The 14264-nt window shown below is 41.5% G+C and carries 9 protein-coding genes; all 9 read right to left on the bottom strand.

From position 1 onward, the window contains the following. Positions 1-25: 25 nt before the first annotated feature. The 9 genes from MHB79_RS03460 to ligA all read right to left on the bottom strand — a co-directional run bounded on the left by MHB79_RS03460 (position 26) and on the right by ligA (position 14238). On the bottom strand, positions 26-1081 hold the full coding sequence (locus MHB79_RS03460) for an HAD-IIIC family phosphatase (protein ID WP_137055435.1): 1056 nt from the start codon (positions 1079-1081) through the stop codon (positions 26-28). Between the two features lie 14 nt (positions 1082-1095). Further along, on the bottom strand, positions 1096-1953 hold the full coding sequence (locus MHB79_RS03455; protein WP_340989007.1) for a 3-hydroxyacyl-CoA dehydrogenase family protein: 858 nt from the start codon (positions 1951-1953) through the stop codon (positions 1096-1098). Next, complete coding sequence (locus MHB79_RS03450; RefSeq protein WP_050945731.1) at positions 1950-2660, bottom strand: thioesterase II family protein; 711 nt, start codon at positions 2658-2660, stop codon at positions 1950-1952. The genes MHB79_RS03455 and MHB79_RS03450 overlap by 4 nt, the downstream gene beginning before the upstream one ends. After that, a complete protein-coding gene (locus MHB79_RS03445; RefSeq protein ID WP_340989006.1) occupies positions 2657-3637 on the bottom strand; it encodes a C39 family peptidase in 981 nt (326 codons plus the stop codon). The genes MHB79_RS03450 and MHB79_RS03445 overlap by 4 nt, the downstream gene beginning before the upstream one ends. Continuing rightward, entirely contained in the window at positions 3600-5141 is a 1542-nt protein-coding gene (locus MHB79_RS03440; RefSeq protein ID WP_340989005.1) for a serine hydrolase domain-containing protein, read from the bottom strand. The genes MHB79_RS03445 and MHB79_RS03440 overlap by 38 nt, the downstream gene beginning before the upstream one ends. Next, positions 5138-9604 (bottom strand): amino acid adenylation domain-containing protein, encoded by a 4467-nt coding sequence (locus tag MHB79_RS03435; protein WP_340989003.1) that lies wholly within the window; start codon positions 9602-9604, stop codon positions 5138-5140. Before MHB79_RS03435 ends, MHB79_RS03440 begins: the two co-directional genes overlap by 4 nt. A gap of 91 nt (positions 9605-9695) precedes the next feature. After that, on the bottom strand, positions 9696-10895 hold the full coding sequence (locus MHB79_RS03430; RefSeq protein ID WP_340989001.1) for an MFS transporter: 1200 nt from the start codon (positions 10893-10895) through the stop codon (positions 9696-9698). Between the two features lie 133 nt (positions 10896-11028). Further along, complete coding sequence (locus tag MHB79_RS03425; protein ID WP_003214281.1) at positions 11029-12216, bottom strand: CamS family sex pheromone protein; 1188 nt, start codon at positions 12214-12216, stop codon at positions 11029-11031. Positions 12217-12231: 15 nt separating this feature from the next. Next, positions 12232-14238 carry an NAD-dependent DNA ligase LigA gene (ligA, locus tag MHB79_RS03420; RefSeq protein ID WP_212046324.1) on the bottom strand — a complete coding sequence of 669 codons (2007 nt, stop codon included), beginning with the start codon at positions 14236-14238 and terminating at the stop codon, positions 12232-12234. Positions 14239-14264: the final 26 nt, after the last annotated feature.

The following is a 14264-nucleotide window of genomic DNA, read 5'->3' as shown; positions in this document are numbered from 1 at the left end:
TTTAATCTCCTCGCTTTTCGCTTTTTTATTGTTTGGCTGGGTCTTTCTGATTTAATTCAATATTGACATCTACGTATTCTGGGAAAGGCTGAATCATGCTTAAATCATTTTCAAACAAGATATAGCCGTCCTCCCCTTTCTCAATTTCTTTGAAATTCGCAAACTTATATGTGATGTACATCATGCGGTTTCGGTCGGTTTGTTTAAAGTCAGCGACAAGCCGCTTTCCTCGCTTTTTCGCTTCTTGCAAAATCGTTGTGAGTAAGATGGTCCCGACACCACGAGACATGACGCGGCAAGACATAAGCAGCAGTTTGACATGCCATGTGTCACCTGTTTCTTCTATTAATGAGAGTCCAATTTTTCCATAGGAACCGAATTTATCTTCAAGTTCACAGACAAGCAGCAAGTGAGAATCTGATTGACGGAAGAAATCAAGCTCTTCATAATCGTAGGTTTTCCCGCTCGCATTTAATTGATTGGTACGGACGGTCAATTCTTCAGCGCGCTGGAGGTCTTGTTCTCCTGCTTCTGATATCACGAATTTCATATGTAAAGACGCCAAGAATTTCTCAGGCGGCCCTTCATATTTCTCTTCTTCCTGCTGCCTTTTGTCCGCTTCTAAGTACATTCTTCTGCGTCGTCTAGCATCTTCTGTGATAAAGACTGGACGCAGCCGATCATCAGTGAGTAATGACAGATAATCCACTGCATCCCAGCACGTAATCTCTGGATGAACAGCCTTCACTTCTTCTCGTTCAAATGGCTGATCATCAATAAAGAGAATGGTATCTTTATGAATATTTAGGCGCTCGCTGATTCTCTCTAATGAACTAGATTTGGCATTCCAATGAATCTCTGGATAGAGAAAGAAATGTTCGATTCCGAAGGCAGAAAGCTTTTCCTTCACGGCTGCTTCATCGTTCCGGCTTGCTATAGAAAGAAGGATGCCGCGCTCATCTAACTCTGTTAGTACTTCCTTCATCGATGGTTTTAACGTCACTTCATCTGACTCAAGTAAAATTCCATCCCATAATGTATGATCTAAATCCCAGACAACACACTTAATTTGCTTAGCCATTGGTTATTCTCCTCTCACATGTCATATTGGAAAAAGCCCTTGCCTGATTTTTTGCCGTACTCGCCTGCATCAACCATTTTGACAAGCAGAGGACATGGACGGAACTTCGGATCTTTGTAGCTCTCGTATAAAACAAGCAATGAATTCAAAATCGTATCAAGCCCAATTAAGTCTCCTGTCGCAAGTGGTCCCATTTTATGACCGAAACCTCCGCGGAAAATTTTATCGACATCCGCTGGCGTAGCGACTTGATCTTGCACCGCCCAAATCGCTTCGTTGATTGTCAGCATCAGCACACGATTGGAAACAAATCCCGGAAAATCATGCACCACAACTGGTGTTTTATCAAACGATTTCAAGAAATCTTTTGCCGTTTCCACTGTGTCATCAGAAGTTGCTTTACCTCTAATGACTTCAACTAACGCTTTAAGAGGAACAGGGTTCATAAAGTGCGCCCCAATGACATTCTCAGGGTGATACATAAGGGAACCTACCTTTGTGATGGAGATACAGCTTGTGTTTACAAAATAGATGGTTTCTTTCGCACAAATATCTCGTAGCTCTTCATAAATAGGTTTTTTAATCTCCCAATCTTCCGTCACATTTTCAATGACGATATGCGCGTCATGTAAGCCTTCAAGTGAAGTTGACAGCTGGATTTGAGACAATACATCTTCTAAAGACAATGAGATTTTCTTCTTTCTCACAAATTGAACCAATTGATAGGTCTTCTTAATTTTTTCCAGCGCTTCGTTTAACTTTTCTTCTGTGACATCAACTAATGTGACTTGATAGCCATTTGCTGAAAGGTCTAATGCCATATCAGCCCCCATGACACCTGCTCCAATCACGCCTACTTGCTTCGTGTTCATTTCTCCAACACTCCAATTCGCTTTAAAATGACATTGATTTTTTCAACGACTTCATTTGTGAATGAATGAATAAAAAAGTGATCTCCATCGAATTCGAAAAACGCACAATCTTCACTTGTATATTGATCCCAATCGTCTAAATCAAACAGCACAGAAGGCAAATCACGTGTACCATAAAAAATAGAAATTGGACAAGCAGCTGGAACGACTTCATCACACAAATAGGTCTCCAAAAGCTGAAAGTCTGCTCTTAAAATCGGCAGAAAGAAATCAAGCACTGCATGGTTATCAGCAAGTTCCTCAGGAACGCCTCCCATCGCAATGATCGCTTCTTTTAATTTGGAATCTGACAGCTGATGATAGACTTTCTTTTCTGGAATATGTGGCGGGAAGCGCCCAGAATAAAAGACATGAACAGGCTCTCTGTTTAACCTTGTTTTCATTCTTTTTTGTAATTCATATGCAAGGACGGCTCCCATACTATGACCGAAAATGGCATAGGGCTCTCCTTCTTTTAAGGAGGAGGACGCCTGTACATAAAGATCATCTGCGACCTGCTGTAAATCGGTTAGTACAGGCTCTGTCATTCTTGTCCCGTGCCCAGGGAGTTCAAGGGCATGAATTTCTATCGACCGGTCTATATAAGATTTCCACGTACTGAATACGGTACTGGCTCCACCTGCGTACGGTAAGCAAAATAACTTCACGACACGCCACACTCCCTTTTGCATTTGATTGCCAACGCTTCCAGCCAGTGTTTTTCATCCTGGATGATCTGTTCTAAAGAAGCTTTGATATTGGCTTGGTACCTACTAGACATCTCACCTGAAAAAAGGAGTTTTGCTGCCTGATGCCTTGCTTTCTCCCATTCTGCTAAAATACGTTCCATCCCTCCCACCAGCTCAGGTAGATCGCCTTTGATGAGATTCAGCCGATACAGCTCTACTTTCTTCGTATTGATGATCTGATTGAACGACGCCACGAGCTTCTCGATATCATCCCATTGCGGAAGCTGCTCATAAAATGTTTCAAGAGCTGCGATTCCTTTTTCTATTACGTCTATCTGACCATGCATATTTCTCAGGAAATAAGTCGTTTTTTGATCAAATAACTCAGTCGAGAGCTTGTCCGGATCAAAGTAGAAGGCCGCATAGGAATGAAATTGATCATTCGGCTGAAAATGATCATGAAAGGTGTCATACCCTTTCTGTACATCTTTAAATGACAGCACTTGATGCTCATAAGACAAATTATCTAAATGCCGATTCTCTAATACGTGAAAGATTTGCTGATTTTCATCGAATCCAGTAATTAAAATGGAATGACGGCTATGGGTTGTCAAATACTCTTTTCTACCTCGCTGAACGTAAGGGTCTACCCATACAATTACCGGGCGGTCACACGTCACATCTTGCTTGACCTTTTCAATGAGGTTTGGACAATACGTCATTTTTTCTACTTGAATGCCTTGTAAATTCATAATCTTTTCTGGATCGTGTGCCGACATCCAGTCAATCTGTAGCAAGCCGTGCTCTGTAAGCCCGTAGGCAAATTGATCATTTAATAAGTATGGAGAAACTTCTTGATCATGCAGCTTCACAATTGGAAAAAAGCAATTGAAAAAACAGCTGCGATAAAACAAATCATTATAAGGATGAATGCCCGAAATCTGTTTGACGGTCATCTTTTTTTCCTCTCTTTCCAGCAGGAGATGTCACCATAAATCCTTTGATGAAACCAATCGTACAAAACCAAATGAAAAACAAATAATAAGAAATCGCTAATTCAATGAGAGAGGAAGGTCCCCATACAAAAGTCATTTTCCAAGGCAGCCCATTAAAGGCTAGCTGCGCAACAATGATTGGCAGGAGCAATATCCCAATTAGCAGAAGCACCCAGCCGCTACTTTTCAGCCAGACGCGAAGTGACATGTCACTGCGAACGAAAGCGCCGTTTCTTACACGCTTTTTCCACTTGATAAAACGAACGATAGACACTATTTGCAGCAAAATAAAAAGACATGTGGCACCAAGACTCAACTGATCAATGAGCTGAAAAGGGTCCATTGATGACTCTACTTCCTCATTTGTACCCGTGATCGTTTTGGCAATAAGACGTGCTGTTTGCTCTGTGTAGCTGCTATTCATATTTGCTAACACTCCGATCGCAACCTCTTCTTTTGGCTGGATCAGAAAAAATGATGAATAGTTAGGGTTAGAGCCTGCATGAAAAAGCGAGTCTACCTGCTCATGTGCCTTTTCTATATACCAGCCGGCATTGTAATAGACATGCTTCCCTTCTTCTGGGACATTCACAGTTAAGTGATCAGGATTTTTTACAAAGCGAGACCAAGTTGAATCGGTCAATTGATATTGCAGCCAAGTCCCCACATCCTGACTATTCATCACAATATATCCTGCCGGAGTATTGCCTCGATATTCTGGTGCTTCATAAGCATGCGGAGCAAGGAATTGCAATTTAAACCCTTCTGAGACAGCGCCGGATTTCATCCGTTTTAGCCCAGCCTCCGTTTGGTCAAGATGATGCCTTTTAAACAGTCCTTTCATATAAGCCTCATACGATGTTCCTGTTACATTTTCAATGATGAGACCAAGAACATCATAGTTGATGGTCGCATATTCAAAGGAACTGCCTGGCTTACGATTAAGCTCGATTGATTTCAGCTGATCTACTGTTTTTTTCAACGCATCCTTTGTAGTATCTGGCTGGATAAGCGCAATGGATTGAAAGGGAATGCCGCTTGTGTGATGCATTAATTGCTCCACCGTTAAACGCTGAGGCTTTCCATTGTATGTTGGAAAAAAACCTGGAATATAGCTGCTCACCGGATCTTTTAAATGAAGTTTCCCTTGCTTCTCTAACTCCACAATCGCAAGAGCGGTAAACGCCTTTGATGTAGATCCAATTTCAAAGAAAGTGCTGGCTGTCACTTGCTTCTTTTTCTTTCGATCCGCATAACCAAAGCCTTTTTGGTACACCACTTCGTCCTTTTTCACAACCACAACGGACATGCCTGGAATGCGTCCAAGCTCCATCTGTTCCTCTATCACTTGATCAACGGCTTTAGATGAAATCACTGCTTTGGCATGTATCCCCCCAGCAAAGCTGCTTACCCATAAGATCGCTAATAAAAATGAAAGATAGATAACATACTGATTTTTCCTCATGTAAATAATGAATCCATTTCTTCAAGAGACATATCCACTGTTTCAAAATCAGACGGTGTAAATTCGATTCCTTCTTTCTCTAAGCAATGCTGTACAAGACGCTCAATTTGCTGCTCTACCGCTTGCAATAGCTGCATCATGTCTGTTTCACACAGCTGTTTTTCGCTGAAAGAAAGATGAAAAATCAGCTGACCGCCCTTGATGGTAGCGACCATATCGATGACGGTTGTTAATGGATTATCCAATGACGAATCCATCCCCGATGTAAAGTAAGACATCTCATAATCAGATGATTGTTTCAGCACTTGATCAATTTCACCTAGATAGTTAAAGCGTAATTGCGGCGCTGAATGAGGAGAAAGCTGCTTATTGATGAGTGACAACAGCCCATAGTCTGCACCTTTATTTGGCACTTCACGTATCGTTTCTTTGACAGTTCGTATGTGATCCGAGAGAGATTCAGACACATGAACATTCACAGGATACATGGTGGTGAACCAGCCAAACGTTCTAGATACATCGATCTCATCCTCTACTGCATCCCTGCCATGACCTTCTAATTCCAAAGAAATCTGCTCTTGATTCGTTTGCTGATAACAGGCTTGCGTCAAGGCTGAAATTAACAGTTCATGCGGCTGCGTTTGATACGCTTGATTCGCTTGATTGAGCAATTGATTCGTGAGTTCCACTGATAATGCGTTGGTTAATTTGATTTCGTCTCTGACATATCCCTCATTTGAGGAAACTGGATACAGAGGCTGTATATTTTGCACCGCTTTTTGCCAATAGCTGACCGACTCTTTTACACTCTCTGATACTGCATACTGATTCACCCGCTCGGCAAATGTTTGATAGGAATGGGTTTTAGACGGAAGTACTTCTGCTGTAACCTTCTCTGCATGCAATAATTGAATCAAGTCCTCCACAAAAATTTGCCAAGACATACCATCAGCTAATAGATGATGGGCGGCAAAGATGAGATGTGATTGAGAATCAGTTTGACAAAGCGCAGCCTGAATCAATGGTCCTTGATAAAGATGAGTCCTTTGCTTGATCTGATATCCTACTTCTTGTAACGCTTCTTCCACATTCTCTTCTGACAATGCCGTGAAATCGTGTATCATCAGCGGAATATCTTGAATGTCTTCATCATAATAGAGTGTGTTTGTTGCCTCATGTACTTTTAACCTTAGTCCATCATGGTGAATGACGAGCTCTTTGAGAGCATCCTGCACGATGGTTTCATCCATCTTTTTCTTTGAATGAACAATGATGGATTGATGCCAGAAATGTTCATCTTTTAACCGCTGGGACCAGAACCATTCGATAATTGGAATCGATTTCACATCACCCACAGCGTGCTCTTGTGAGATATGTATGACAGGTTCCTGCTGAACGACTTGTGCCATTTCTCTAAAAATGGGATAAGTAAAAAGATCCTTGGTTTTTAAATAGAGTCCTTTGTCTTTTAACTTCGCAATAAATTGAATCGCCTTAATGGAATCTCCGCCAAGCTGATAAAAATGATCAGCCGGTTCGATTGTTTCATGCCCTAAGATGCCTTTTGCTGTATCTACGATGATCTCTTCAATGTCCGCTGTTTCCTTGGACCACTCAACAGCTGTTTCTTGAGACAGCAATGGATCAGGCAGTGCCGTCCGATTGATTTTTCCGTTTTGAGTGAGCGGGAGCTCGTCTAGTACAACAAAATAGGCAGGTACCATGTAAGCTGGAAGCTGATCTGATAATTTCTTTCTAAGTAAAAAGGACGTCATCTGTTTTTCTTTCAATTCAATATAGGCAGCCAGCTGTTTTTCTCCAGATTCATCGGTTAGATCAATAACCGCTGCTTTATCAACTTCTTCAAGTGCCATCAGTGCAAGTTCAATTTCACCGAGCTCAATCCGGTAGCCTCGCAGCTTGATTTGATGATCAATTCTGCCAATGTAATCAATCTTTCCATCATTTGCTCGTTTGGCGATATCACCTGTTCGATACATGCGGCGACCATTTACAAATGGATTGGGCAGAAAGCGTGATTCCTGCAAATCAGGTCTTTGCCAATACCCTCTGCCAACACCTGCACCTGAAATATAGATTTCTCCTACTGTCCCAGGCAGCACGGCTTGCTGATGCTCATCTAAAAGGTAAATCTCTGTATTGGGCATTGGCACACCAATTGACACAGATGCCCCTTCATCATCTTGATGGAATTGATGAATCATACAGCCAACGGTTGCTTCAGTTGGTCCATATTCATTAAAGATAGATATCCTTCCATCACTTGCCTCTGTGATTCTTTTGGCCAAAGCGGTCGATAATTGTTCTCCGCCCACAATCATCCGTTTCACAACTGATTGAGAAAGTGCAGCATCTGTTAGCAGTGCCATATGAGCTGGTGTCAGCTTGATGACTTTCGCTTTTTGATCAAACAAAATATGTTCTAATAAAAAGCCTTGCTGATCCTCTTGACGATAGATCATCACGGTACTGCCAATGACCAATGGCGTATAAATGGATGTCACGGTTAAATCAAACGCAATGGAAGAATACAAGGCAAAATGATCATCTGATGAATCAGTATAGTGTGTTTTGGCAGACATGATATAGTTCACTAAGCTTCGGTGCTCAATCATGACTCCCTTTGGCTGTCCTGTAGAGCCAGACGTATAAATCATATATGCGACATCATCAGCATCTCCAATGAATGAATGTTCCGCATTATACTGAGCGAACTGATCCCACACGTTGTAGATATTGTACGTATCGCCATTAAAATGGTATGCAGATGCGTCATCTGTGAAAAACAGCTTTGCCTGGCTGTCATCCAAAATAAACTGAATACGTTCCTCTGGATACTCAGGATCAATCGGCACATATGCGCCTCCAGCCTTTAAAATCCCCAGCAGCAGCACAATAAGTTCTGGTGAATGATTCATACATACGGCAACAAAGTCATGTCTTTGTAAGCCATGTGTTTGTAGAAAATGCGCCATTTGATTGGTTTTTCTCTCAAGTTCACCGTATGTCATGCTATGAGATCCGTCCTGAAGTGCAATTCGATCAGGAGAAGACGTTGACATGTCTGTGATCAATTCATGGATTTTTTGTTTCTGTGGAAACAGCATGCCTGTGTCGTTCCAGTGATATAGCTCTCGATGTGTCTCGACTTCTGTCATGAGAAGTACGTCTTTTAACAGCTGCTTTGGCTGAGCGAGTATCGTTTCGACAAAGAGAAGCATTCTTTCGTGTAGAAAGTCGATATCTTCATTGCTGTAATCTGAGATCTTGTAATCATATTGAAGCTCGATTTGCCCTTTTTCATCCCATTCTTTCACAGCAACTTGTAAGCCATATGGCTGGAAGCCATTGTAAAGCTCTATGTATTCAACCTTGTATCCTTCCATCTCCTGCACCATATTTGTGCTGTAGGAGTTGATATAGATTTGAAAAAGCTGATCATACCCTGCTTTTGCAAGCTCTAAATCTTTGACAAGTGCATCATAGGGATAACGCTGATGCAGGAAGTAAGCCTTATAGCTTTTTTGAACGTCTGTTAAGCTTTCTAACAAAGAGAGATGAGGGTCGATCTTCATTCGATATGGCATTGTACTTACGGTCATACCGGACGTGGCTTTTTCCTTTTGTCCGGAACGATTGAGAACTGGCGTCCCAATAATAAAATCTTTTTGCTGGTATCTTTTATGCAAGTAGACGAAGAGTCCTAAAGTAAATAAAGAGTTGATTGAACAATGATGGACATCTATAAATTCATAGATTCGTTCTGAGAGTTGTCGATCAAGATAATGGCTTTGCCGATGGCCTTTGATTTGGTCAGTTCCCTGTACCAAATAACTATCAGACACATCAGATAATGCTTCTTTCCAAAATTGCTGATCTTTTTTAAATCTTGGGGAGTTCATATATTTTGATTCTTTATCAATAAATACAGAGTGATTGTCTGCTTCTTGTTCGATAGAGGAGCTGTGGGTAAGAGCAGTGTAAAGCTGGCTAATTTTATCGATGATTACTTTCATCGACCATCCATCTGCTACTGTATGATGGCATTTGATGAAATAACCGGATTGTTGTTCACTGATTTTTAGTACCGCAAATTCGGCGAGAGAGGTTTCTGTTAATTGAAATGGTGTTTTGAAGGCTTTTTCGGCCCATTCTAGCATGTCTTCATGTGTGGAAAACTCATAGGTAGGAATAGGGCTATCGGCGTTTGGATCAACGTATTGAAGCGTTTCACCATCTTTCTCTACTAGCTTGAGACGAAGAGATTCTGTCATCATGATACAAGATGCAATGGCCTGCTTCAGTTTATCGAGCTGCAATGGCCCATTGACGAAAATGATACCGCCAATATGATTGATCGGTGTTCCTGGATAAAATGTTTCCATGTTCATCACGCGCCGCTGCGGATGTGTTAATGGCCAATATACTAAACTATTAGTCAATTACGCCACCTCTACTTTTCATATAGTTAACATTTCTACCAACATATTAAATCACATAATGGTATTTTTGTAAATAATTGAGATAAAATGTCTAAATTTGTTCATTTTTTAATCTAGACGCTAGGAAAGCCGACACAGTAAACAGGGCAACGTTTATAAAAAAGACGACTCTTGCCCCAAAGAGATCGGTCATGGTGCTCATAACGAGGATGGACATTCCGTATATAAAAGTTGATAGTGTATGTTGAGCTGATAGTATTTTGGGCAATTCAATTTCACTCAGTGTATCTTGTACATAGGTTCGAATGGAAATACTGCGAAGCTGAAAGGCTGGTCCTAATAAAAAGACAAACAACAAACTCATCCATGCAGAATGATTCAATCCTAAGCAAAGGGTTAGCACAGCTACGATCACCGAACTGTAAAAAATGTGATCAAACAAACGCTGTTCCACATGCTTTGCGAACCGCAACACAAGCAGGCCGCCTAGAATGGTTCCGCCAAAATAGCTTGCGTTAATAAAGCCCCACCATGTTTCAGGCTGATGTAAAACTTCTGTGACATACACAAGGATAATGGCACCAGTCCAAATACTTCTACCGCTCATGGATAGCATTTCTAAAATCGTTAATGTTCGAATAGTTGGTTTTTCATACATGAGCTTCCACCCTGAAAAGACCCTTGTAGCAAATGATTCAGACTGTTGCTCTTGTTTAGGTGCAGCCCCAGTATCAATGATAAAGAGCATAGATATGAGTGACAAACTGTATAAAACAAGTGTCGTCAATAGGAGAAACTGTGGTCCAAGAATGCCAATAAACAGCCCTCCTAAAAGCCAGCCTAGTAAAAGGACCATTTGATCAGAAGTTAAGATATAGCTATTTGCTTTTAGTAAAAAGTTCTTTTCTACTAGACGTGGGATCATCGAATTTCGAACTGGAATGGTTCCTCCATCTATCAAAGAAAGGAAAAATACAATGATAAAAAAGAGAGGAATAGTAAAAGTTGATAGTTGTAGAATATAAATGAAAATTAAGCAACCGAAGAAAGCAATTTGACACATTTGTAAATAGATAATGAGTCTTTTTAGCTTAAATTGATACATAAAGAAAGGAATGAGTACCGCTCCAAGTGCTTGTCCAACAAACTGTGAGACAGCCACCATTGAAGCAATCAGTGTAGAATTTGTTAATTGATATGTCAGGATGGTCAATACGAGGACATATAGCGAATCCCCAAAATTAGCTAGGGATTGTCCCCCTAATAAAAAGTAAAATGATTTATTTTTCATAGTGATCTCCATTTTCTCTTCATTATCACCCATAATAATACATTATTTTCTACACTTCTACTTTTTATAACAATATTTTCATAATTTGATACATTATGACTAATTTAAAAAACCGCCAAAAGGCGGTTTTTATTTAGTCATATATATGGACGGTTGGTTCTTTGTCTTCAGCATTTTTCGTGATCAAGGCTTCTTGTTGATCTGAAGATGTGATGTTAATTTCGATATTGGTACTCTTATAGTAATCCATGACTTCACCTGTTAAATATTGCGTGAAGGCTACGACTTCCGTTTTTCCGTAGAACTGCATTGGAATTTCGACTTTCATTTTTTGCAGGTTGCCGTCTTTGTAAAACCCTTTTCCTACGACACCAGTATAATTCGGGAAGTAGTCTTCGACTTTTGTTTTGAAGCGGTCAAATCGCTCGGAATCATCTTTGTAGTTGCCTTTCGCATTATCTGAAGGGAAGAAGACATTCTCCTCTTTGATCGTATCCCAATTGCCGATATCAGCTGAGCCCGCTTTCACATCCGTTTTGGCGATAAAGTTTCCTGGAACGATAGATGATTTTGGTGCTTGCTTATAAAGGGCAATCATGACAGGCACTTTTTGCAGCCCATCCATTTGACGAATTCGTTTGATCACTTGTTCAGCAATTTTTTCGCCTTCTGCCAAAAGTTTCTTTGAATTTTTCGAAGAATCGATCGTCACTTCTTGCTGCGGGTCACCGATATTTTCACGGTAATAATAAACAGAGTTCAGCGCAAGTCCAATGACAACTCCGCCAAGCTGTAAGCTGTTTTTATCTTTTCGAATTAAGTAATTATGCTCTAGCATCGAAGCTAAGTAAATTGGACTACTTTCATTTTTAGACTTTGTTGAACCTGAGTTCGGAAGAGCAGGGTTTAAGCCTAGATTCTTAAAGTCTTTATCTTCTTTTTCTGCCTTTTTCAGATCACTGCCTGTTTTTTTGCGCGCCAGCCAGCCTAGAACGGTGTCCTCATCAAAATGCTGTCCTTCTTGGAAAAGGTAGTCGTTTGTATTAAATGACTCTGTTGCAAGGCGCATGAGTCCTGTTTCAAATTCATCGATGTCCAAGCGTGTGTTGAGACGCTCTGCTGTTAATCCTCTCGCAGCCCCTTGTTTAAACGGCAGCACCATTTTGTAATAGGAGTCAGAGATATTGTACATCGGGATGATGGCTGTTTCCTTCGTTTCATCCGTTTTTTGTGTGACCTCTTCCTCTTCCTTTCCCCCAAAAGGTGCACACGCTGACAATATCAGTGTGAGCATTGTCAGCAGCAATAACAACTTTTTCAATAGAAAACACTCCTCTTATTTCTTTAGCTCCTCGAGCATTTTAGCTTCGTCCCAAATTTCTATATTGAGTTCTTCTGCCTTTGTCAGCTTACTTCCCGCTGCTTCTCCGGCTATGACTAAATCTGTTTTCTTACTCACACTACCTGCCAGTTTACCGCCTAGTGCTTCGATCGCTGCTTTTGCATCGTTTCGAGCCATTTCTTCTAATTTCCCTGTCAGCACAATGGTTTTGCCTGCAAAATAGGAATCACTTTCTTCAACCTTCACCGGTTTTGGTCCTGTGTAGGTCATATTAACCCCAAGCTCTTTTAGTTCATTTAGCAGATTGAGTATTTCTTCTTTCTCAAAGTATGTGACGACAGCATCAGCCATTTTTTCACCGATTTCATCGACTTCGAGTAATTGTTCTTTCGTCGCTTGCTTTAATTGATCGATATCACCGAAATGCATCGCCAAGGTCTTCGCCGCTTTAGAGCCAATAAATCGTATACCGAGTCCAAATAGTAAACGCTCTAGAGAGTTTTCTTTCGATTGCTCAATCGAACGCAGTAAATTGTCGACAGATTTTTCGCCCATTCGCTCAAGCTGAATGAGCTCTTCTTTCGTTAATCGGTAAAGATCAGACACACGAGAGACAAGCTGTTCTTGGAAAAGCTGTGTAATGACCCGCTCGCCAAGCCCATCAATGTTCATTGCATTGCGGGAAACAAAGTGAATGAGTCCCTCACGTATTTGGGCAGGGCATTCTGGATTGATGCAACGCAAAGCCACTTCGCCTTCAATTCTCACCAGCTCACTATGACACTCCGGGCATTCAGTCGGCATGTGAAACGGCTTTTCTTCTCCTGTACGCTGATCGATCAGTACACCTGCGACTTCCGGAATAATATCGCCCGCTTTTTTCACAATCACTTGATCAAAAAGGCGAATATCCTTTTCTTTGATCAAATCTTCATTATGAAGGGAAGCTCGCTGCACTGTCGTTCCTGCTACTTTGACAGGCTCAAGGATCGCCGTTGGTGTGATGACACCTGTACGCCCGACACTTAGTTCAATATCAAGCAGCTTTGTCACCACCTCTTCAGCTGGAAACTTGTACGCAACAGCCCAGCGGGGACTTTTTGCTGTAAAGCCGAGCTCTTCTTGCTGAGCTAACGAATCGACTTTGATCACAATTCCATCGATTTCATATGAAAAGTCGGCACGCTTCGTTTTTAGTGTTTCAATGAGCTCGATCACTTCCTCAATCGTTTGGCACATCCGTCTTTCTTTGTTCGTTTTAAAGCCAAGTTCGTCAAGAAGATCAAGTCCTTCGCTTTGCGATTCAACACCAATTTCATCAAGCTCCGCTATACTGTAGACGAAGATATCAAGGTTTCGTTTCGCCGCAATTTTCGTATCAAGCTGACGAAGCGAGCCTGCCGCCGCATTACGCGGGTTCGCAAACGGCTCTTCTTCGTTTTGTAATCTTTTTTCGTTTAATGCTTCAAAAGAAGGTTTTGGCATAAATGCCTCGCCTCTCACTTCAATTGACAAAGGACGTTTGATTTTGAGCGGGATGGATCGAATGGTTTTGAGGTTTTCTGTAATATCCTCACCCGTTGTCCCATCTCCACGTGTGGCACCTCGGACAAACAGGCCATTTTCATAACGGAGAGAAACAGCGAGTCCGTCAATTTTCAGCTCGACATTGTATGCAATATCGTCACCGACTGCTTGACGAACCCTGCGGTCAAAATCAAGAAGGTCCTGTTCATTAAACGCATTCCCGAGGCTGAGCATCGGTGTGCCGTGGCGCACTTTTTGGAAGGCGTCTAACACAGCGCCTCCGACTCTTTGTGAGGGAGAATCCGCTGCTTTTAAATCAGGGTGCTCTTCCTCTAAAGAGATCAGCTCACGCATCCGCGCATCATATTCAGCGTCAGGAACACTTGGACGATCCAGTGTATGATATTCGTAGTTGTATTGGTTCAAAATCTGGTGCAGTTCCTCGATCCGGCGTTTCGCTGCTTCTTTATCCATCTGCTTCTTCCTTTCAATTCATCCGT

It is taken from the genome of Bacillus sp. FSL M7-0558 (genome assembly GCF_038003245.1).
GTDB classification, from domain to species: Bacteria; Bacillota; Bacilli; order Bacillales; family Bacillaceae; genus Bacillus; species Bacillus pumilus.
This window is presented reverse-complemented; position numbering and strand designations above follow the sequence as displayed.

What these genes read in the sequence shown, in the direction of transcription:
- MHB79_RS03445 (WP_340989006.1), bottom strand. Translation starts at nt 3,637, where the DNA reads ATGACCGTCAAACAGATTTCGGGCATTCATCCTTATAATGATTTGTTT.
- MHB79_RS03455 (WP_340989007.1), bottom strand. Translation starts at nt 1,953, where the DNA reads ATGAACACGAAGCAAGTAGGCGTGATTGGAGCAGGTGTCATGGGGGCT.
- MHB79_RS03430 (WP_340989001.1), bottom strand. Translation starts at nt 10,895, where the DNA reads ATGAAAAATAAATCATTTTACTTTTTATTAGGGGGACAATCCCTAGCT.
- MHB79_RS03460 (WP_137055435.1), bottom strand. Translation starts at nt 1,081, where the DNA reads ATGGCTAAGCAAATTAAGTGTGTTGTCTGGGATTTAGATCATACATTA.
- ligA (WP_212046324.1), bottom strand. Translation starts at nt 14,238, where the DNA reads ATGGATAAAGAAGCAGCGAAACGCCGGATCGAGGAACTGCACCAGATT.
- MHB79_RS03440 (WP_340989005.1), bottom strand. Translation starts at nt 5,141, where the DNA reads ATGAGGAAAAATCAGTATGTTATCTATCTTTCATTTTTATTAGCGATC.